Annotated in this window: 17 protein-coding genes and 2 pseudogenes; 12 read left to right on the top strand and 7 right to left on the bottom strand. The window is 57.4% G+C overall.

Going from position 1 to position 19,605, the window contains the following annotated elements; all coding sequences use genetic code 11:
• Window positions 1-181: 181 nt before the first annotated feature.
• The 3 genes from aphA (at window position 182) to ABLU95_RS07840 (ending at window position 1,803) form a co-directional block, all read left to right on the top strand.
• Window positions 182-895, top strand: a complete 714-nt coding sequence (gene aphA, locus ABLU95_RS07850) for an acid phosphatase AphA (RefSeq protein WP_004151745.1) — start codon at window positions 182-184, stop codon at window positions 893-895.
• A gap of 131 nt (window positions 896-1,026) precedes the next feature.
• Window positions 1,027-1,443 carry a secondary thiamine-phosphate synthase enzyme YjbQ gene (locus tag ABLU95_RS07845; RefSeq protein ID WP_004206303.1) on the top strand — a complete coding sequence of 139 codons (417 nt, stop codon included), beginning with the start codon at window positions 1,027-1,029 and terminating at the stop codon, window positions 1,441-1,443.
• Between the two features lie 3 nt (window positions 1,444-1,446).
• On the top strand, window positions 1,447-1,803 hold the full coding sequence (locus ABLU95_RS07840) for an MmcQ/YjbR family DNA-binding protein (protein WP_023291634.1): 357 nt from the start codon (window positions 1,447-1,449) through the stop codon (window positions 1,801-1,803).
• Here ABLU95_RS07840 and uvrA read toward each other — a convergent pair whose 3' ends face one another.
• Complete coding sequence (gene uvrA, locus ABLU95_RS07835) at window positions 1,804-4,629, bottom strand: excinuclease ABC subunit UvrA (RefSeq protein WP_348879187.1); 2,826 nt, start codon at window positions 4,627-4,629, stop codon at window positions 1,804-1,806.
• Window positions 4,630-4,883: 254 nt separating this feature from the next.
• Between uvrA and ssb1 the strand changes: the two genes are divergently transcribed.
• Window positions 4,884-5,408, top strand: a complete 525-nt coding sequence (gene ssb1 / locus ABLU95_RS07830; protein ID WP_004151744.1) for a single-stranded DNA-binding protein SSB1 — start codon at window positions 4,884-4,886, stop codon at window positions 5,406-5,408.
• 135 nt (window positions 5,409-5,543) lie between these two features.
• Here the strand turns inward: ssb1 and ABLU95_RS07825 are convergent, their stop codons facing one another.
• Together ABLU95_RS07825 and ABLU95_RS07820 are read right to left on the bottom strand one after the other, a co-directional pair.
• The gene (locus ABLU95_RS07825; protein ID WP_080901801.1) at window positions 5,544-7,124 is read right to left on the bottom strand and encodes a lytic transglycosylase F; all 1,581 of its coding nucleotides are present in this window, start codon (window positions 7,122-7,124) and stop codon (window positions 5,544-5,546) included.
• A 287-nt stretch (window positions 7,125-7,411) separates the two neighbouring features.
• Entirely contained in the window at window positions 7,412-8,578 is a 1,167-nt protein-coding gene (locus ABLU95_RS07820) for an L-dopachrome tautomerase-related protein (RefSeq protein ID WP_032454566.1), read from the bottom strand.
• A 122-nt stretch (window positions 8,579-8,700) separates the two neighbouring features.
• Between ABLU95_RS07820 and ABLU95_RS07815 the strand changes: the two genes are divergently transcribed.
• Both ABLU95_RS07815 and iraM read left to right on the top strand, forming a co-directional pair.
• Window positions 8,701-9,648 (top strand): LysR family transcriptional regulator, encoded by a 948-nt coding sequence (locus ABLU95_RS07815; protein ID WP_348879202.1) that lies wholly within the window; start codon window positions 8,701-8,703, stop codon window positions 9,646-9,648.
• A 270-nt stretch (window positions 9,649-9,918) separates the two neighbouring features.
• The gene (gene iraM / locus ABLU95_RS07810) at window positions 9,919-10,272 is read left to right on the top strand and encodes an anti-adapter protein IraM (RefSeq protein WP_023291644.1); all 354 of its coding nucleotides are present in this window, start codon (window positions 9,919-9,921) and stop codon (window positions 10,270-10,272) included.
• Window positions 10,273-10,299: 27 nt separating this feature from the next.
• Here the strand turns inward: iraM and ABLU95_RS07805 are convergent.
• Window positions 10,300-10,494, bottom strand: a pseudogene (locus ABLU95_RS07805) (inositol monophosphatase family protein); the annotation flags it as partial.
• A 25-nt stretch (window positions 10,495-10,519) separates the two neighbouring features.
• Here ABLU95_RS07805 and ABLU95_RS07800 point away from each other — a divergent pair.
• Window positions 10,520-10,762 (top strand): annotated as a pseudogene (locus ABLU95_RS07800) (ABC transporter permease); the annotation flags it as partial.
• Between the two features lie 46 nt (window positions 10,763-10,808).
• On the opposite strand, the gene ABLU95_RS07795 reads toward ABLU95_RS07800, so the two are convergent.
• Window positions 10,809-11,090: a YjcB family protein gene (locus ABLU95_RS07795; protein WP_002885064.1), complete on the bottom strand. Its 282-nt coding sequence runs from the start codon at window positions 11,088-11,090 to the stop codon at window positions 10,809-10,811.
• A 508-nt stretch (window positions 11,091-11,598) separates the two neighbouring features.
• On the opposite strand from ABLU95_RS07795, the gene ABLU95_RS07790 reads away from it, so the two are divergent.
• Complete coding sequence (locus ABLU95_RS07790; RefSeq protein WP_348879184.1) at window positions 11,599-13,203, top strand: EAL domain-containing protein; 1,605 nt, start codon at window positions 11,599-11,601, stop codon at window positions 13,201-13,203.
• Here ABLU95_RS07790 and soxS read toward each other — a convergent pair.
• Window positions 13,188-13,517 (bottom strand): superoxide response transcriptional regulator SoxS, encoded by a 330-nt coding sequence (gene soxS / locus ABLU95_RS07785; RefSeq protein WP_023291646.1) that lies wholly within the window; start codon window positions 13,515-13,517, stop codon window positions 13,188-13,190. The genes ABLU95_RS07790 and soxS overlap by 16 nt on opposite strands.
• An 84-nt stretch (window positions 13,518-13,601) precedes the next feature.
• Here soxS and soxR point away from each other — a divergent pair, with 84 nt between their 5' ends.
• The 4 genes from soxR to ABLU95_RS07765 all read left to right on the top strand — a co-directional run bounded on the left by soxR (window position 13,602) and on the right by ABLU95_RS07765 (window position 18,522).
• The gene (gene soxR / locus ABLU95_RS07780; RefSeq protein ID WP_004206331.1) at window positions 13,602-14,060 is read left to right on the top strand and encodes a redox-sensitive transcriptional activator SoxR; all 459 of its coding nucleotides are present in this window, start codon (window positions 13,602-13,604) and stop codon (window positions 14,058-14,060) included.
• A 259-nt stretch (window positions 14,061-14,319) separates the two neighbouring features.
• Window positions 14,320-14,988, top strand: a complete 669-nt coding sequence (locus ABLU95_RS07775) for a glutathione S-transferase (protein WP_080901798.1) — start codon at window positions 14,320-14,322, stop codon at window positions 14,986-14,988.
• 390 nt (window positions 14,989-15,378) lie between these two features.
• The gene (locus ABLU95_RS07770; protein ID WP_004206333.1) at window positions 15,379-16,728 is read left to right on the top strand and encodes an NCS2 family permease; all 1,350 of its coding nucleotides are present in this window, start codon (window positions 15,379-15,381) and stop codon (window positions 16,726-16,728) included.
• Window positions 16,729-16,875: 147 nt separating this feature from the next.
• Window positions 16,876-18,522 carry a Na+/H+ antiporter gene (locus ABLU95_RS07765; protein ID WP_004206334.1) on the top strand — a complete coding sequence of 549 codons (1,647 nt, stop codon included), beginning with the start codon at window positions 16,876-16,878 and terminating at the stop codon, window positions 18,520-18,522.
• A gap of 135 nt (window positions 18,523-18,657) precedes the next feature.
• On the opposite strand, the gene ABLU95_RS07760 is transcribed toward ABLU95_RS07765, so the two are convergent.
• On the bottom strand, window positions 18,658-19,539 hold the full coding sequence (locus ABLU95_RS07760; protein WP_017900105.1) for a LysR family transcriptional regulator: 882 nt from the start codon (window positions 19,537-19,539) through the stop codon (window positions 18,658-18,660).
• Between the last annotated feature and the right edge of the window lie 66 nt (window positions 19,540-19,605).

Genomic DNA, 19,605 nt, shown 5'->3' with positions numbered 1-19,605 from the left:
AGCAGGTTGTCTCTGCCGGTCAACGGGCAGGGGCAACCCCCTCTGATTGTGATCATCCTCTTTTTCTATGACATCTGCGCGAAAAAGGCTTTTCATCCCTGCCGCCTGCGGGTAAGGTCGGGACGTTACTAAGCATGCACATTATTGAAAACAATAATGATTGATAGATTTAGGGATAAATATGCGCAAACTTACTCTCGCCCTTGCGGCGGCCTCTCTCCTGTTCACGCTGAACAGCGCCGTCGTGGCGCGCGCCTCCACGCCGCAGCCGCTGTGGGTCGGTACCAACGTGGCCCAGCTGGCCGAGCAGGCGCCGATCCACTGGGTTTCGGTGGCGCAAATTGAGAACAGCCTGCTGGGGCGCCCGCCGATGGCCGTCGGTTTTGATATCGATGACACCGTCCTCTTCTCCAGTCCCGGTTTCTGGCGCGGGCAAAAAACCTTCTCCCCCGGCAGTGAGGATTACCTGAAAAACCCGCAGTTCTGGGAAAAAATGAACAACGGCTGGGACGAATTCAGCATGCCAAAAGAGGTGGCGCGCCAGCTGATTGCCATGCATGTGAAGCGTGGCGACAGCATCTGGTTCGTCACCGGCCGCAGCCAGACCAAAACAGAAACCGTTTCTAAAACCCTGCAGGATGATTTCCTCATCCCGGCCGCCAATATGAACCCGGTAATTTTCGCTGGCGATAAGCCGGGTCAGAACACCAAGACCCAGTGGCTGCAGGCGAAGCAGATAAAGGTTTTCTATGGCGACTCGGATAACGACATTACCGCTGCCCGCGAGGCGGGCGCCCGCGGGATCCGCGTGCTGCGCGCCGCCAACTCCTCCTACAAGCCGCTGCCGATGGCCGGCGCGCTGGGCGAAGAAGTGATCGTCAATTCCGAATACTGATGGGCGCCTGAACGGGATAAACGGCAGCGGTGACGCTGCCGTTTTTTTATGCAAAATCCGGGGTGGAAGGTTTTACCTTTTCACGTATTGCTGCACACTTAGAGGGATTCATTCGCAAAAAGGAGTCGATGATGTGGTATCAGCAAACCCTGACGCTTGGGCCTAAATCCCGTGGTTTTCATCTGGTCACCGACGAAATCCTCGGCCAGATCCGCGGGCTGTCCGGGGTGAAGGTCGGCCTGCTACACCTCCTGCTCCAGCATACTTCCGCTTCCCTGACGCTCAACGAAAACTGCGATCCCACCGTCCGGTATGACATGGAGCAGTATTTTCTTAACGCCGTGCCGGACAATGCGCCGTACGAACATGATTATGAAGGCCCTGACGATATGCCGTCGCACATCAAATCATCGATGCTTGGCGTGTCGCTGATGCTGCCGGTCGAGGACGGACGCGTCAGGCTGGGGACCTGGCAGGGCATCTGGCTGGGGGAGCATCGGATACACGGCGGTTCGCGGCACATCGTTGCGACGCTCATGGGGGAATAAAAGATGACAATTTCGGAGTTATTGCAGTACTGCATGGCGAAGCCGGGAGCAGAGCAGAGCGTCCACAGCGACTGGAAAGCCACGCAGATTAAGGTCTCGGACGTGCTGTTTGCCATGGTGAAGGAGGTCGAAGACCAGCGGCCGGCGGTTGCGTTGAAGGCGAGTCCGGAGCTGGCGGAGCTCCTGAGGCAGCAGCATCGCGACGTCCGGCCCAGCAAGCATCTCAATAAAGCGCACTGGAGCACCGTCTTTCTGGATGGCTCGCTGCCGGATTCGCAAATCTACTACCTGGTCGATGCGTCTTACCAGCAGGCGGTGAAAATGCTGCCGGAGCCGGTCCGGCAGCAGCTTTCCCGCTAATTATTTCAGCATCGGCTTCAGGAAGCGCGCGGTGTGCGAGGCTTCGCACTCAGCGACGGTTTCCGGCGTACCGGAAACCAGAATTTCGCCGCCGCCGCTGCCGCCTTCCGGGCCGAGATCGACAATCCAGTCGGCAGTTTTTATCACGTCGAGGTTGTGCTCAATCACCACGATGGTATTGCCCTGATCGCGCAGCTGGTGCAACACTTCCAGCAGCTGCTGGATATCGGCGAAGTGCAGACCGGTGGTTGGCTCATCGAGGATATACAGCGTCTGCCCGGTACCGCGTTTGGACAGCTCGCGCGCCAGCTTGACGCGCTGTGCCTCGCCGCCGGAGAGCGTAGTCGCCGACTGGCCAAGGCGAATATAGGTCAGCCCGACGTCCATCAGCGTTTGCAGCTTACGCGCCAGCGCCGGAACCGCATCGAAGAACTCACGGGCTTCTTCAATGGTCATATCCAGCACTTCATGAATCGTTTTGCCTTTGTACTTAATCTCCAGCGTTTCGCGGTTATAGCGTTTGCCTTTGCACTGGTCGCACGGTACGTAGATATCCGGCAGGAAGTGCATCTCGACCTTGATCACGCCGTCGCCCTGGCAGGCTTCACAGCGGCCGCCGCGCACGTTAAAGCTGAAGCGGCCCGGCGTGTAGCCACGCGAACGTGATTCAGGTACGCCGGCAAACAGTTCACGGACCGGAGTAAAGACGCCGGTGTAGGTGGCCGGGTTGGAGCGCGGCGTACGGCCGATCGGGCTCTGGTCGATGTCGATCACTTTATCGAAATGTTCCAGACCCTGTACATCGCGGTACGGCGCCGGTTCCGCAATGGTGGCACCGTTGAGCTGGCGCTGGGCAATCGGGAACAGCGTGTCGTTGATCAGCGTGGATTTACCCGACCCTGAAACGCCGGTAATACAGGTGAAGAGCCCCACCGGCAGCGTCAGCGTTACGTCTTTCAGGTTGTTACCGCGCGCGCCGGTCAGTTTGAGGACTTTCTCCGGATCGGCGGGCACGCGCTGCTTCGGCACTTCAATTTTGCGCTTGCCGCTCATGAACTGGCCGGTCAGGGATTCCGGGACGGCCATAATGGCCTCCAACGGCCCTTCCGCCACCACCTGGCCGCCGTGGACCCCGGCCCCAGGGCCGATATCGATCACATGGTCGGCGGCGCGAATGGCGTCTTCGTCATGCTCAACGACGATCACCGTGTTGCCTAAATTACGCAGGTGGATCAGGGTCCCGAGCAGGCGCTCGTTATCGCGCTGGTGCAGGCCGATGGAGGGCTCATCCAGGACGTACATCACGCCAACCAGTCCGGCGCCAATCTGGCTCGCCAGACGGATACGCTGGGCCTCGCCGCCGGAGAGCGTTTCCGCCGAACGGGAGAGCGTCAGGTAGTTGAGGCCGACGTTGACGAGGAACTTCAGGCGATCGCCAATCTCTTTCAGCACTTTTTCGGCGATTTTCGCCCGCTGGCCGGAGAGTTTCAGATTGTTGAAGAAGTCCATCGCGTGGCCGATGCTCATATCGGAAATGGTCGGCAGTGGGGTGTTTTCCACAAACACGTGGCGCGCCTCGCGGCGCAGACGCGTACCGTCGCAGCTGGCGCACGGGCGATTGCTGATGAACTTCGCCAGCTCTTCGCGCACCGCGCTGGATTCCGTCTCTTTGTAGCGGCGCTCCATGTTATGCAGCACGCCTTCGAACGGATGGCGGCGTACCGAGGTGTCGCCGCGGTCGTTCATGTATTTGAATTCAATATTCTCTTTACCGGAACCGTACAGGACCACTTTCTGCACGCTGGCGCTGAGAGTGCCCCACGGCGCTTCGACGTCGAACTTGTAGTGCTCCGCCAGCGACTTCAGCATCTGGAAGTAGTAGAAGTTACGTCGATCCCAGCCGCGGATGGCGCCGCCCGCCAGCGACAGCTCCGGATTTTGCACCACGCGATCGGGGTCGAAATATTGCTGCACGCCGAGGCCGTCGCAGGTCGGGCAGGCGCCCGCCGGGTTGTTGAAGGAGAACAGGCGCGGCTCCAGCTCGCGCATGCTGTAGCCGCAGATCGGGCAGGCGAAGTTGGCGGAAAACAGCAGTTCTTCCGCTTTCTCATCATCCATATTGGCCACGATGGCGGTACCGCCGGAGAGCTCCAGCGCGGTTTCAAACGACTCGGCCAGACGTTGCGCCAGATCGTCGCGGACCTTGAAGCGGTCAATTACCACCTCGATGGTGTGTTTCTTCTGCAGCTCCAGCTTCGGCGGATCCGAGAGATCGCAGACTTCGCCGTCGATCCGTGCGCGGATATAGCCCTGGCTGGCGAGGTTTTCCAGGGTTTTGGTGTGCTCGCCCTTACGCTCTTTAATAATGGGCGCCAGCAGCATCAGACGCAGGCCTTCCGGCTGGGCGAGGACGTTATCGACCATCTGGCTGACGGTCTGCGCCGCCAGCGGCACGTCGTGGTCCGGACAGCGCGGCTCGCCGACGCGGGCGTACAGCAGACGCAGGTAGTCGTGAATTTCGGTAATAGTACCCACCGTCGAGCGGGGGTTGTGAGAGGTTGATTTCTGTTCGATGGAAATCGCCGGCGACAGCCCTTCGATATGGTCGACGTCCGGCTTCTCCATCAGCGACAGGAACTGTCGCGCATAGGCGGAGAGCGATTCGACGTAGCGACGCTGGCCTTCGGCATACAGGGTGTCGAAAGCGAGTGAAGATTTGCCAGACCCGGAAAGCCCGGTGACGACAATGAGTTTGTCGCGCGGGATAACGAGGTTGATGTTTTTGAGATTATGGGTGCGGGCGCCCCGAACTTCGATCTGATCCATTCACCTTTCCCGGTAGGTAGATACACGGATTGCCTGGTTTGCTTGAAGGACAAACGGCAGAAACGGCTAATTATGACACAATTTAACCTGTCTGGATATACAGTATTGGAATGGCGCTGCGGGAAGCGTGTGAAAATTTGCATAGCGGCGGCATGTTTTCTGGAATTGGCTTAGCAGCTATCAAATTGTCCCTTTGTGGTGTTAGAATTCCCGGTTTACACTTATACAAAACGTATTATTCAGGAGATTCGATCATGGCCAGCAGAGGCGTAAACAAGGTGATTCTCGTCGGTAATCTGGGGCAGGACCCGGAAGTACGCTACATGCCAAGTGGCGGCGCAGTCGCCAACTTCACGCTGGCAACTTCCGAATCCTGGCGTGACAAGCAGACCGGCGAAATGAAAGAGCAGACTGAATGGCACCGCGTTGTGCTGTTCGGCAAACTGGCGGAAGTCGCTGGTGAGTACCTGCGTAAAGGCTCTCAGGTGTACATTGAAGGCCAGCTGCGTACCCGCAAGTGGACCGATCAATCCGGTCAGGACAAATACACCACTGAAGTGGTGGTGAACGTTGGCGGCACCATGCAGATGCTGGGCGGCCGTCAGGGCGGCGGCGCACCGGCAGGCGGCGGCCAGCAGCAGGGCGGTTGGGGTCAGCCTCAGCAGCCGCAGGGCGGCAACCAGTTCAGCGGCGGCGCGCAGTCCCGTCCGCAGCAGCAGGCTCCGGCAGCGCCTTCCAACGAACCGCCGATGGACTTCGACGACGATATCCCGTTCTAAGGCTTGCCTTAGACGCAATAGCCGCGTAGTTAAAACAGAAAGCCCCGGTTTCGCCGGGGCTTTTTTTATGATTATTCCACCACCGCCTCAGGAGTCGTTTTGACCACTGACCACTGATCGCGGATCGCGAGCGCTTCAGGCCGCGGGCACCTGAGCGGTTGCGGGCGTCGCCACGCCTGGCTGCGGTGCGGCGGGCTGTGTCGCTGGCCTCTGCCGCGGCGCGGCCGTCGCTTTTTGTTTGCGGGCCATGTCATCGACGATCAGCCGATAGGCGATGTAATACTTATAGATATTGCTGACGTAGGTCACCGTTTCCGCGCCGATTTTTTCTGCCGCCAGATTTTCGACATTACCGAACCAGACGTTTGGATCAAACCCGCGCTGTTTGGTCATGGTGCGCAGGCGGGCGATACGCGCTGGACCGGCGTTGTAGGAAGCAAAGGTAAATAGCGCTTTATCCAGCCGGGTCATGGGCTCATCAGCATAGTATCGATCTATCATCCAGCGCATATATTTCACGCCAGCATGAATGTTGGGATCCAGCTGTTTAATATCGCCCACCTTCAGCTCTCTTCCGGTGCTGGGCATCACCTGCATCACCCCGACGGCGCCGACGTGGCTTCGAACCGACTGGTTCAGCCGCGACTCCTGGTATCCCTGGGCCGCCATCAGCAGCCAGTCGACATCGTAGCGATCGCCATATTTACGGAAGACGTCCACCATGGCGAGGAACTTGCGCCGTTCCTGACTCGCTGCGGCATTTTTGACATATTTAGCGTTTTTCAGGTAACGCAGCAGGAGAGTATTGCCCAGCGTGGTGCCCTGACGATTCTTTTTCACGAAGTTGTTCAGCAGCGCCAGCAGCTGTGGACTGTCCTGGCGTACCGCCCACGCAATGTTGCCGCCGTCGCGCAGCACCACGTTGTCATGGACCTGGATTTTCGGAAACACCTGTTTCCAGAAAACAGCTTTATGCTGATCGACGACGATCAACGGCACCAGCCCGGCGTTGAGCATTTCCAGCAGATCTTCATCCTCCAGCGCTTCCGGCGCCGCTTCCAGGGTAACCGGCGGTCTTGACTCACTGGCAAATCGGGCGTTCAGCGCTTGCAGACTGTCGTAATAGCTGGAGGAGCGGCGAACAAAGACCGTTTGACCGGAGAGCTGCTCCAGGCTGTCGACCTTTGGCGACGCCGGGCCGGAGATCAGCAACTCTTTGACGCCGCTGTAGAGCGGCTGAGCGAAAGCGGCCTGGGCTTCCCGCGACGAAGTGATGGTCAGGTTGGCGGCGACGATATCCCCTTTACCTTCATTGAGCGCGGTGAAGAGATTATCCCGGCTGACCGGCACGAAAACGATATGCAGCTTCAGGTGGCGCTGTTTCAGCTTTTTATCCCTGGCCAGCTGTTTATTCAGATCTTTTTCCAGCGCCATGAAAATGTCGTGCGTCGCTCCGCGTTGGGTTCCCTTATCAATAAAAAAGAAGGTCTTGCTGTAGGTGGTTAATACCCGGATGGTGCGCCGATCAAGCATGCCAGGCAGATCGCCTTTCCACGGCTGCAGCATGTCGTCGATATGGATTGACAGCGTGTTGTCTTCGGTTGCCACCGGCGGCGCTTTTTCCGCCTCCGCCGCAAGCAGGATAGGGGCGAATAACAGCGTCGCGAGGCAGGTGAGCCAGGCGATAAACAGGCGTGATAGCAAGTTGGCGTTCATGGAGGAACACTCCGCAGGGGGATGTGTTTATTTTAGCAGAACGGCTGCCGTTAGCCGGATTCAATAATAGGAAAATAACGCTGATAAACCTGAACATGCCGCCGAGTATCGTTCGGCAGATTATTATTATTTGGCTATGCAGGAAGGGAAAAGAGAATAGCGAAGAAGGAAGATCTGATGATATTTCAGGGCCAGTCATAAGGCTTCCGTTTGCGTTAATTATCGGCAGATATTATTGCGGTTGAATAAACCCCAGGCAGGCCCGTTGGGCCTGCCTGCTGTGTGGATCAGGGCTGCACCACTTTCCAGATGGTATATTTCTCTTCGCCCGGTTTTACCGCCTGAGCAAAGTGCTGGTTTAAATGGCTGGCGGTGAACATTACCGCGCCGTCCGGGCCGATAGTCGGCGTATCGGGCCAGTATACGCGCTCGTCAGCGGCCAGCAGGGTGAACTGTCCGCTCTGCGGGCGATACCGGACAATACCGTTATGGGTCACATCGGTGATATAGAGCGCGCCATGCTTATCGACCACGATGCCATCGCTATTCCCGCCGACCTCACCCGCTGTACGGATGGCGGCGGCGAGTTGTCGTTCGCTCATGGCGGGATCGCGCAGCGCGGCGGTGGCGATGGTCCGCGCCGTGGTGCCGGTGGTGACCGTCCAGTAGAGGGTTTCCTGGTCCGGTGACAGCGCGATACCGTTGATGCCCAGAATAATGGGATTGCCCGGCCAGACGGTTTCCCCATGGGACGTCACCTGCAGGCCGGCAACCGGCATCAGCGCCGGGTGCTTATTCAGTACCCGGCGAACCGTCCCACGCTGAGCATCCACAACGATCAGTCCGGCCTGGTTATCCGGCGCGCTGCGCAGGCCGCTGTCGGCGATATAGGCCACCCGGCGCGCTTCATCGACCACAATATCGTTAAGAAAGCTCCCTTCACGATCGGCAACGCTGTCGAGCGGAATACGCTGCACCAGTTTGCCGTCGCTGAGCGCATAAATCATGATCTTTTGCGCCTCCGGCGGCGCCGTCTTTTCGCCGGCGACAAAGCCCTGATCTAATGCCCACAGCCAGCCGTTGCGGTGGTCGACATAAAAGCCCAGCACATTGCGCAGGTGCGTGCGGGGATCGGCGCTGATGCTGTTCGCCTCGGTGGATGGAAAGGCGGTAAGGCGTGCGGGGCCGCTCAGCGACGCGGTATCGAGCAGGCTGAGCGTAGCGGGCGCCTGGGGCGAGATCAGGCGTGGGGTACTGACAAACGCCCGGCCAGCGGCGTCAAAATGCAAGCCCGCGATGGGGGCATCGACGGAGCGCGCATCGACGCGCTGCTCCCAGGTTACTCCGGCATAACTGCGCCAGAGCGCTAAATGGGCGGGGTCGTCGGCTCCTGCCGCCAGCGCGTTCTGTCCCAGGGACAGTAGGCCGAGAATAACAAGTGAAAAACGATGCATTATGGTCTCCAGGAAGCAGAAAAACGAGAGAGGGTTGGTTAGCTCTGGTAAAGGATTTTATTAATTCCCCTGGCGAAGATAAGATGCCGGGAATGACAATCATTTGTTCTCTGGAGAACCAAATGGCCCGGCGGTTTGATTATCTTTCGGATGTGGAAGTGTTTCTGGCTGTGGCCGAGCGCGGGTCATTTACCGCCGGCGCGGTGGCGCTATCGTCAACGCCGTCGGTGCTCAGCCGGGCCGTCACCCGTCTTGAGACGCGCCTGGGATGTCAGCTGCTGCGCCGTTCCACCCGGCGGATCAGCCTGACTGAGGCCGGAAATGCTTACCTGATTCAGGTCCGCCAGGCATTTGAGGTGCTGGATAATGCCGAACGGGAGGCGCAGGGGCAAGAAGGGTCGCTGTCCGGACGCGTAAAGCTGAGCGTACCCACCACCTGGGGACACTACCGTCTGCCGCCGCGCCTGGCGCTGTTCCGTCAATTACATCCCGACGTACAGATTGAGCTGAATATGACCAACCGTAATGTCGATATTATCGCCGAAGGTTTCGACCTGGTGGTGCGCCAGGGACATTTACCCGACAGTGGTCTGGTGGCAAAAAAACTGGAGGATGCCGGGCTATGTCTGGTGGCCTCGCCGGCTTATTTATGCTCTACGACGCAACCGCTCAATAAAATAGCCGATTTGCGCCATCATTCATGCCTGACATTTATTTTGCCGGCGACGGGAAAAGTTGCGGAATGGGTATTTCGTGAAAATGACCAGGATATTAACTGGCTACCGCCTTCCTCCCTGCATGTTTCTGATGATGTGCTCGGGGTAGTCTCGTTGGCCCTCGCAGGGGCGGGGATCTGCCAGAGCTATGCGTTTATTGTGCAGGAGGCGGTGGCGCGTGGGGAGCTGGTCCCTGTGCTTCCAGCATTCGCCGGACGCTCACGGCCTTTCTCGGTCGTTTACCCGCCGCATAAAAGCCAGTCAGCCGCCGCACGGGCGTTGATTGCGCTGCTGCCCCTGCCGGCGGAAGCTTTGGCGACGCTCAGCGCCACATCGTCTGATACGAATGGATGAAGACTCATCCAAAGGGACTAATACATATTGTCAATTATTTTTATTTAATCTTATTTTTTATTGTATTTTCTTTTCTTAGGTTGATTTGTTTCTATTTTTATAGCGCCTAATCATTAATCTCTCGACGAAAAGTAAACGTTACTAATAATGGAGTATGTTGTTAGGAATTGTCTTAAGTCCAAATAATTGTCAGGGATGCTTGCAGTTTATATTAATGAATGCTATCACTATATACGGTAACAATTTGAAGCATTTATATAAGGAAGGAATATGAAATGGACTATTCTTAATACTCTGATCTGCCCGCAATCCGGCATCGCCTTTTCGGCGATATCCAGCCTGCGTTTCTTAAAATTTATTATGTGGTACGAGGCCGATGTGATCCTGCTGCCCGGCGAGACAATGAAGCTCTATTCCTCAAGAGTTTTAATTAATGACCAGTATCATTCATTAAAAATCTACAATATTGCGGTGTACGACGAGGCGCAGTGGGAAATATTACGCGAGCGGCCATCGTGCCCATACCATGCCGGCGGCGAGCGGTCTGACTCCTGTTTTTACCAGTCCTTTTGCGCGATTAAGCGCTGCCCGAATAATATTCCCCGCAGCGAAACCTGGCGGTAGTCAGGCCACGCCGGGGGCGGTGTAGCGTCATTTCTCCAGCAGGGCGGCCAGTCGTGGCTGGACGCCTGCGCAGCCGGCCAGCACGCGGTTACCTCGCCGCAGCCCCTCATTGGCGAGAAACGCATTGCACGTTCCGCCCGCCTCCTCAATCAACAGCATGCCTGCCAGCGCGTCCCAGCTGTTCATATGCGCTTCATAATAGGCATGGAGTTGGCCGGCGGCGTTATCAGAGCAGACATCATCCACCCCGGGGATCGTTGCCGCCAGCATCTTTGTTTTTCTGGAGTCGCTGGATGAGTTTACCGGCACCTTTTTCGTCGGGGCGCCGGATGTCACTACGCTACCGCTGCTGCTCAATAACGCCAGCATGTCGGGTAACTATCAGGTCTTGTCGAATACCGCGCTGATTTTGCTGGCGCCATCGCTGCTCTTTATGGTGGTGATCCATAAATTTATGCGTCCGGAGATGATGGCGAGACTGGGGAAATAAGGGCTGCAGAAAACGAAAAAGCTTCCCGGTGGGAAGCTTTTTAACCTCAGGTCATCATCATTGGCCATTCTGGCGGTGTCTGACTCATGACTTCAATCATCACATCTTTGATATTGCCCCAGATTTTGGCAATATCGAGCAGGGTGATGCCGAGCAAACCGGTGGCGAACCAGCAGGCGGCGGCAAGGCCGAGGCAGCTGCAGATCACCGCCAGACCGGCATAATCGCTTTTGCGAAGTTGGATATTCAGTGAACTGGCAAGAAACATCAGTACCGCGCTCACCAGGGGCCAGCGCAACAACACAACACTGGTAGTAATGGAAGCCATTAACCTGTCCTCAAAGAAAGTCGGAGAGCCATGGACGACCTGGCGCGACTGACGATGGCATAGCGCTCTGGTCTCAACTGGCCTACTAGAGAGTGATGAAACGCCATTTCTGTTTCATCAACTTGTGTGAACTATATCACACTTGGCGCTTTATTCACCAGTCAAAAAATGAGCTTTCGCTGCGCTTAATAACAATGCTATTTATGTGGATATTAGTGAGTAACCTCCGATGATCTTATTTTCATTCTCTTGCTAATGATTATTATTCTGCGGGTTTTATTACTTGTTCTTGTTTAATACACGGAGAAACCGAGTCAGAAGCGCGTCTATTCTTAATCTTGGCGGAATATCTTCCGAATACCTGATAAATAAGTATTATTCTTCCCTGTCAGTGGTAAAGCTGACGCCCGTGAGGGCTGGCGGAAATCGGCTGATGTCTATCGCAGTCGCGATTGCTAACGTGTTTGGGCTACCTTAATTAAGGCATATCGCATGGATGTAAGCGTAAATGGGTGACAGTACGCCGCATAAGGCGCTAAGGCTCATCGGAACGGGTTTGGTTATTTTATTGCCAGTGGTACTGGCATTGTGGTTTGCCCAACTGCGGGCGAAAGCCGAAACCATTGATCAATTACACTCATTTTCGCAGCTGGCGCTGCAAAAAACGGAAATGGTCATCCGCGAAGCGGATCAGGCCCGGGCGAAAGCCAGCCAGTATCGCGGGGAGCTGTGCTCAGCGGACCATCAGCGTTATTTATTGCATATCGTTCGCGGCCTGCTGTATGTAGAAGATCTGATCTACGCTAACGGCCAGCGCTTTATCTGTTCAACGTCCGTTCATCAGCAAACCGGCTGGCGGATGCCGGCGGCCAATTACACCAAAAAGCCGGATGTCGCGATTTACTATTACCGGGACACGCCGTTTTATCCCGGCTTTGCCATGAATTATATGCAGAAGGGGCCCTATGTGGTGGTGGTCAATCCCTTCTCGTACAGCTCGGTAATCGCCAGCGATCGCGATTTAGCCTATGGCGTGTTCGATACCAAAACCAACCTCTTTTTCTCGGTGAGTAACAATGTCGAGCCCGCGGAGCTCCATGCGTTAATTCGCGAAGGCGATACCTTTTTTGATCAGAATGGCCGGGTGTATACGATAGCCCGCTCCGCTATCCGGCCGATCGCCGTCATTATGTCCACCTCGCGGGCCAGCTATTATCATAACTTTTGTGACCAGGCCAGCCTGACGCTGCCGCTGGGGATCATCTGCAGTATTTTACTGGTGCTGGTGTGGTCGCGCACCCGCCGGCAGTATCACTCGCCGCGCAATATGCTGCAGCGGGCTCTGAGCTGCCGCCAGCTGCGCCTGCACTACCAGCCGATTATCGATATTAAAAATAACCGCTGCGTCGGGGCGGAAGCGCTGCTGCGCTGGCCAGGGTTTGACGGTCCGGTGATGAACCCGGCGGAGTTTATTCCGCTGGCGGAAAATGAAGGCATGATTGCCCAGGTGACGGACTACGTGGTGGATGAGCTGTTTTACGAAATGGGAGAGTTTCTTGCCAGCCATCCGCAGCTGTACGTGGCGATCAATCTCTCTGCGTCGGATTTCCACTCGGCGCGGCTGATTTCACAGATCAGTGAGAAAGCGCGCAGCTATGCGGTCTGTATCGGGCAGATCAAAATCGAAGTAACCGAGCGGGGGTTTATCGACGTACCGAAGACCACGCCGGTGATTCAGGCGTTCCGCGAAGCGGGCTATGAAATTGCCATCGATGATTTCGGCACCGGCTATTCGAATCTGCATAATCTGCACGCCCTGAACGTCGATATCCTTAAAATCGATAAAACCTTCGTTGATACGCTGACCACCAACAACACCAGCCACCTGATTGCCGAACACATCATCGAGATGGCGCGCGGGTTGCGTCTAAAGACTATCGCGGAAGGCGTGGAGACGCCTGAGCAGGTAAGCTGGCTCTACAAGCGCGGCGTGCAGTATTGCCAGGGCTGGCTGTTTGCGAAAGCGATGCCGGCGCGGGAGTTTATGCAGTGGTTAGCCAATGCGCCCGCGCCCGTGAACGTGCCTCAGCCGTCGCGTCACGCGGAGATCTGATGGCGGTAGTCGCTGGGGGTGCGGTCGAACTCCCGGCGGAAAACCCGCGAGAAGGTTTGCTGCGAGACGTAGCCCAGATCCATGGCGATATCAAAGATCGGCCGCTGGGTGGTTCGCAACGCCTCCGCCGCCAGCAGCAGACGGCGCTGACGAATATAATCCCCCAGCGTCTGATGCATCACGGTGCGGAACATCCGCTGCAGGTACCACTTCGAGTATCCTGACTTTCTAGCGACTACATCAATGTTAAGTGGTTGATCGATATGTTCATCAATCCATTCAATCAGTGTTTGAATAATATCCTGATGGGACATAAAGCGGCCTCTCTCAATTCTCGATTCGTCGTTTTGTCTGCGGGCGAGTATAATTCCTCAAGTTAACTTGAGGTAAAGCGCTTTATGGAAAAGAAATCACCCCGCATCAAAATGCTGCTGACGCCCGGGGAAGTGGCAAAACGAACCGGCGTGGCGGTCTCGGCCCTCCATTTTTATGAGAGTAAAGGGCTGATCCACAGCCAGCGGAATGCCGGCAATCAGCGGCGCTACCGGCGCGATGTCCTGCGCGCGGTGGCGATTATCAAAATTGCGCAACGTATCGGCATCCCGCTGGCCACCATCGGCGACGCGTTTGGCGTGCTGCCGGAAGGGCACAATCTCAGCGCAAAAGAGTGGAAAATGCTGTCATCACAGTGGCGCGAGGAGCTGGACCGGCGTATCCACACCCTGACGGCGCTGCGCGACCAGCTCGACGGCTGCATCGGCTGCGGCTGTTTATCGCGGCGCGACTGCCCGCTACGCAACCCGGGCGATAAACTGGGGGAAGAGGGGACCGGCGCCCGGCTGCTGGAGGAGGAGTGATAAAACTAAAGCGCCACAACTGGGCGCTTTAGTTGTTTTCCGGTCTTGGTCTTTCGCATTATCTCGTTGGTTCACGAGAGGGTTTCCCCCGACGTCGACGTCCCTCAGTATTGCGCAATCTGTTGATGGAGGTTCCGGTTTGCGTCGACACTTTAACTATGGCATCTGCCGCCGTTTTTTCCTCACTATTTTGCCGAAATTTTCCCGGCAATCAGCGCCTGTTCCTATAGTTAATTTGAACAAACCACGGGAGAGGCCCATGCTGACGGTACATCATCTTAATCAGTCACGATCGCAACGCGTACTGTGGGCGCTGGAGGAGCTACAGCTGCCTTATCAGATAGTCCGCTATCAGCGGGAAAAGTCGATGCTGGCGCCAGCGGCATTGAAGAAAATCCACCCGCTGGGTAAATCGCCAGTGCTGGAAGACAACGGCAATGTGCTGGCGGAGTCCGGAGCGATCCTTGAGTATTTGCAGGAGAGCTGGGACAGCGATGGGCTGCTGAAGCCACAGGGCGCGGATGACAAACTGCAGTACCGCTTCTGGCTGCACTATGCCGAAGGCTCGCTGATGCCGCTGCTGTTAATGAAGTTGGTGTTTGCCAGCCTCGGCAAACCCCCGGTGCCCTTTGGCGTCCGCTCGCTGGGCTCGCTGCTGGGCAAAGGTATCCAGAAAGCGTGGCTCGATCCTCAGCTGGCCACCCATGCGCGGTTCATTGACGACCATCTTGCCACGCGGCCATGGTTTGCCGGCGATCGGCTGAGCATGGCCGATATCCAGATGAGCTTCCCGGTAATGGCGCTGCTGGCCCGCGGCGGCATGCATGATCTTCGCCATATTGAGGCCTGGCGACAGCGGGTGGAGCAGCGCCCGGCCTGGCAGCGGGCTATCGAGCGCGGCGGCCCCTTCACCTTACCCGGCGCCTGAAGTATCAGCGGATCCGATGACGCGGCTAAATGAAAGCAACTCACTAAAAAATTGTTAGCGGATTGCGCATGGACGATAACGTTTGCGCATCGGCTGGTTATTTTCTGTTCGTCATAAGCGAAATTTAGCGAAATACGATAAACATCGGTTGAAAAGGGTTATCTAAAGGCCGGATAATCGTTTGCCTTTCTGTTTTACTCCCTCTTTTTTCTGCTAGCCGGGGGGAGTTGATAAGGTTGACACACCGTAGTGTATGCGCGGAGTTAAACGTTTGCTTTTTTGCGGCCCCCCTGGCGCTGCGATTCGGTACAAGGAGATCGCGTTTAACTGGCAGTGGAAGGTCCACCACGCATATCAACGAACAATAAAAATTTTCAGGGGAAGTTTTCTATGTCTACGCCTTCAGCGCGTACCGGCGGTTCATTAGACGCCTGGTTTAAAATTTCGGCGCGCGGTAGCACCGTGCGTCAGGAGATTGTTGCAGGTCTTACTACCTTTCTGGCAATGGTGTACTCCGTCATCGTGGTGCCGGGCATGCTCGGAAAAGCGGGCTTCCCACCGGCCGCGGTGTTTGTTTCTACCTGTCTGGTGGCGGGCGTTGGCTCGCTGGCGATGGGATTATGGGCAAACCTGCCGATGGCCATCGGCTGCGCTATCTCGTTGACCGCTTTCACCGCCTTCAGCCTGGTGCTGGGGCAACACATCAGTATTCCGGTGGCGCTCGGCGCGGTATTCCTGATGGGCGTCCTGTTTACGGTGATCTCGGCAACCGGCATCCGTAGCTGGATCTTGCGCAACCTGCCGCAGGGCGTGGCCCACGGTACCGGGATCGGGATCGGTCTGTTCCTGCTGCTGATTGCCGCCAATGGCGTTGGCCTGGTGATCAAAAACCCGCTGGACGGTCTGCCGGTGGCGTTGGGGAACTTTGACAGCTTCCCGGTGGTGATGTCGCTGATTGGCCTCGCGGTGATCATCGGTCTGGAAAAAATGAAGGTACCGGGCGGTATTCTGCTGACCATTATCGGCGTGTCGATTGTCGGCCTGATTTTCGATCCTAACGTCCATTTCTCCGGGATTTTCGCCATGCCATCCCTGAGCGATGACCAGGGCAACTCGCTGATTGGTAGTCTGGATATCGTCGGCGCGCTAAATCCGGTCGTGCTGCCCAGCGTACTGGCCCTGGTGATGACGGCGGTCTTTGACGCCACCGGCACCATCCGCGCGGTGGCCGGTCAGGCGAACCTGCTGGACAAAGACGGACAGATCATCAACGGCGGTAAAGCGCTGACCACCGACTCCCTGAGCAGCGTCTTCTCTGGCTTAGTCGGGGCGGCGCCGGCGGCGGTGTATATCGAATCGGCGGCGGGTACAGCAGCCGGCGGTAAAACCGGCCTGACCGCGGTGACGGTAGGGGTCCTGTTCCTGCTGATCCTGTTCCTCTCTCCGCTCTCTTATCTGGTGCCGGCCTACGCGACCGCGCCGGCGCTGATGTACGTCGGCCTGCTGATGCTGAGCAACGTGGCGAAGATCGATTTCAATGACTTCGTTGACGCGATGGCTGGCCTGATCACCGCGGTGTTTATCGTGCTGACCTGCAACATCGTGACCGGCATCATGATCGGTTTCGCGACCCTGGTGATCGGCCGTCTGGTCTCCGGCGAGTGGCGCAAGCTGAACCTCGGCACGGTGATTATCGCTGTGGCGCTGGTGGTGTTCTACGCCGGCGGGTGGGCGATTTAAACCCTTTGTGCTCCTCACGGGCGGCTCAGGCCGCCCGTTTTATTTTTAAGCCACATCCTGTTTCCATTTGCGTTAATCTGGGTAGCGTATGATTCAAAGGCAAGACGCCTCACAGGTATAAAAGAAAACGCAGCAAACAGGGAACACATGGAAATATTCTTTACCATCCTCATCATGACCCTTGTGGTCTCACTCTCCGGGGTAGTGACGCGCGTACTGCCCTTTCAGGTTCCACTCCCACTGATGCAAATCGCCATTGGCGCGCTTCTGGCGTGGCCGACCTTTGGTTTGCATGTTGAATTTGATCCAGAGCTGTTTCTGGTCCTGTTTATCCCGCCGCTGTTGTTCGCCGACGGCTGGAAAACGCCAACTCGCGAATTCATTGAGCACGGGCGCGAGATCCTCGGCCTGGCGCTGGCGCTGGTGGTCGTAACGGTGGTCGGCATCGGCTTTCTGATCTACTGGATTGTGCCGGGCATTCCGCTGATCCCGGCGTTCGCGCTGGCGGCCGTGCTGTCGCCGACCGATGCCGTGGCGCTCTCGGGTATCGTCGGGGAAGGGCGGATACCGAAAAAAATCATGGGTATTTTGCAGGGTGAGGCGCTGATGAACGACGCCTCCGGCCTGGTCTCGCTCAAGTTTGCCGTCGCGGTGGCGATGGGCACCATGGTCTTTACCGTCGGCGGCGCCACCGTCGAGTTTCTGAAAGTGGCGATTGGCGGCGTGCTGGCCGGGTTTGTGGTGAGCTGGTCGTATGGCCGCTCGATGCGCTTCCTCAGCCGCTGGGGCGGTGACGAGCCCGCCACGCAGATCGTCCTGCTGTTCCTGCTGCCGTTTGCCTCCTATCTGATTGCCGAACATATCGGCGTCTCCGGCATTCTGGCGGCGGTGGCGGCAGGGATGACCATCACCCGTTCCGGCGTGATGCGTACCGCGCCGCTGGCGATGCGCCTGCGCGCCAACAGCACCTGGGCGATGCTGGAGTTTGTCTTTAACGGCATGGTGTTTCTGCTGTTGGGCCTGCAGCTGCCGGATATCCTCTCCAGCTCGCTGGTGGCGGCGGAAGCCGACCCCAATGTCGAGACCTGGATGCTGTTTACCGACATCATCCTGATCTATGCCGCGCTGATGCTGGTGCGTTTTGGCTGGCTGTGGTCGATGCGTAAGCTTAGCCAGCGCTTCCTTAAGAAGAAACCGATGGAGTTTGGCTCCTGGACCACGCGCGAGCTGCTGATCTCCTCCGTTGCCGGGGTGCGCGGGGCGATTACCCTCGCCGGTGTGCTCTCTATTCCGCTGTTGCTGCCGGACGGGAATGTCTTTCCGGCGCGCTATGAGCTGATTTTCCTCGCCGCCGGGGTGATCCTGTTCTCGTTGTTCGTTGGGGTGATTGCGCTGCCGATCCTGCTGCGCCACATTGAATCGAGCGATAATGTGCAGCAGCGGAAAGAGGAGCGTCTGGCGCGCGCGGCGACGGCGGACGTGGCGATTGTGGCGATCCAGAAGATGGAAGAGCGGCTGGCGGCGGATACTAAAGAGAATATCGATAACCAGCTGCTGACCGAAGTCAGTTCGCGGGTGATCGGTAACCTGCGCCGCCGCGCCGATGGTCGTAACGATGTGGAAACCTCGATGCTCGAAGAGAGCCTGGAGCGGCGCTTCCGCCTGGCGGCGCTGCGCTCTGAGCGCGGTGAGCTGTACCATCTGCGCGCCACCCGGCAGATCAGTAACGAGACGCTGCAGAAGCTGCTGCACGACCTCGACCTGCTGGAAGCGCTGTTGATCGAAGATCAGTGATCGTCAGACCCGGTGGCGTAGCGCCGCCGGGTGATCTCTCGTAACGCACGTGTGCCCGCGGGCAGCTGACGCCTTACCGGGCCGACAACCTCCGCGGTATCCACCCGATGCGCACCAGCCTGGCGCCGCCAGGCGTTATTCCAGCCAGAACGCTTTACTGCACGCCAGCCAGGCCTCAGCGCTGCGCGACATATACACGCCTTCCCGCCAAATCATCCCCAGCTCCCAGCGCAGCTCGCTTTGCAATGGGATCCAGCAAAAGTTCTGCGGGTCGAGACGCTGGCAAATCGGCTCCGGCAGGATCGCCACGCCAATGCCGGCCTGCACCATGGCGGCGAGAAAATCCCACTGACCGCTGCGCACAGCGATCCGCGGCTTCACGTCGTGCTCGCTAAACAGGCGCATCAGCTGCTGGCTGAGGGCAAATTCCTCGTTGTAGATAACCAGCGGATGCGCCGCCAGCTCCGCCGGCGAGAGCGACGTTTTGCCTTCCCACGCCGCGGTCCTGGGCGTCAGGACGCACAACGGGTGGTTGAATAACGGCAGGGTGGTGAGGCTGCTACCCTCTTCGATGGGCAGGGCGGTCATCGCCATATCAAGTTCGCCATTGCTGACCGCCTGCTGAACCGTCAGGCCGCCAAACTCGGCGATTTTCAGCTCGACGCCCGGGTAGCGCTGGCGGAAACGGCTGATCGGCTCCGCCATCAGCATCCCGACCATCGGCGGAATGCCAAGACGCAGCACCCCCTTATGCAGGTGATTGATATCGCTCAGCTCTGACTCCAGCTGGCTGAACTCGCCGAGGATCGCCTGGCCGCGTTCAAAAACCACGCGCCCGGTATCGGTAAGCAGCAGTTTGCGGCCGTCGCGGATCAACAGCGTGCAGTTCAGTTCATCTTCGAGATTTTTGAGCATCTTGCTGATGGTGGGCTGTGTGACAAACAGCTTTTCCGCCGCGCGAGTAAAACTCTGCTGACGAACCACTTCAACGAAATAGCGCAGCGTTCGGATATCCATAATTATTCCCTGAGACTATACCTGCGATGATTTTAATTCATTTCTGTCCGCGTCGGCGGCTCTCTA

The organism is Klebsiella sp. GG_Kp146 (genome assembly GCF_040061975.1).
GTDB lineage: Bacteria > Pseudomonadota > Gammaproteobacteria > Enterobacterales > Enterobacteriaceae > Klebsiella > Klebsiella quasipneumoniae.
Note: the sequence above shows the minus strand (reverse complement) of the source record. Positions and strands in the feature narration are given on the sequence as shown.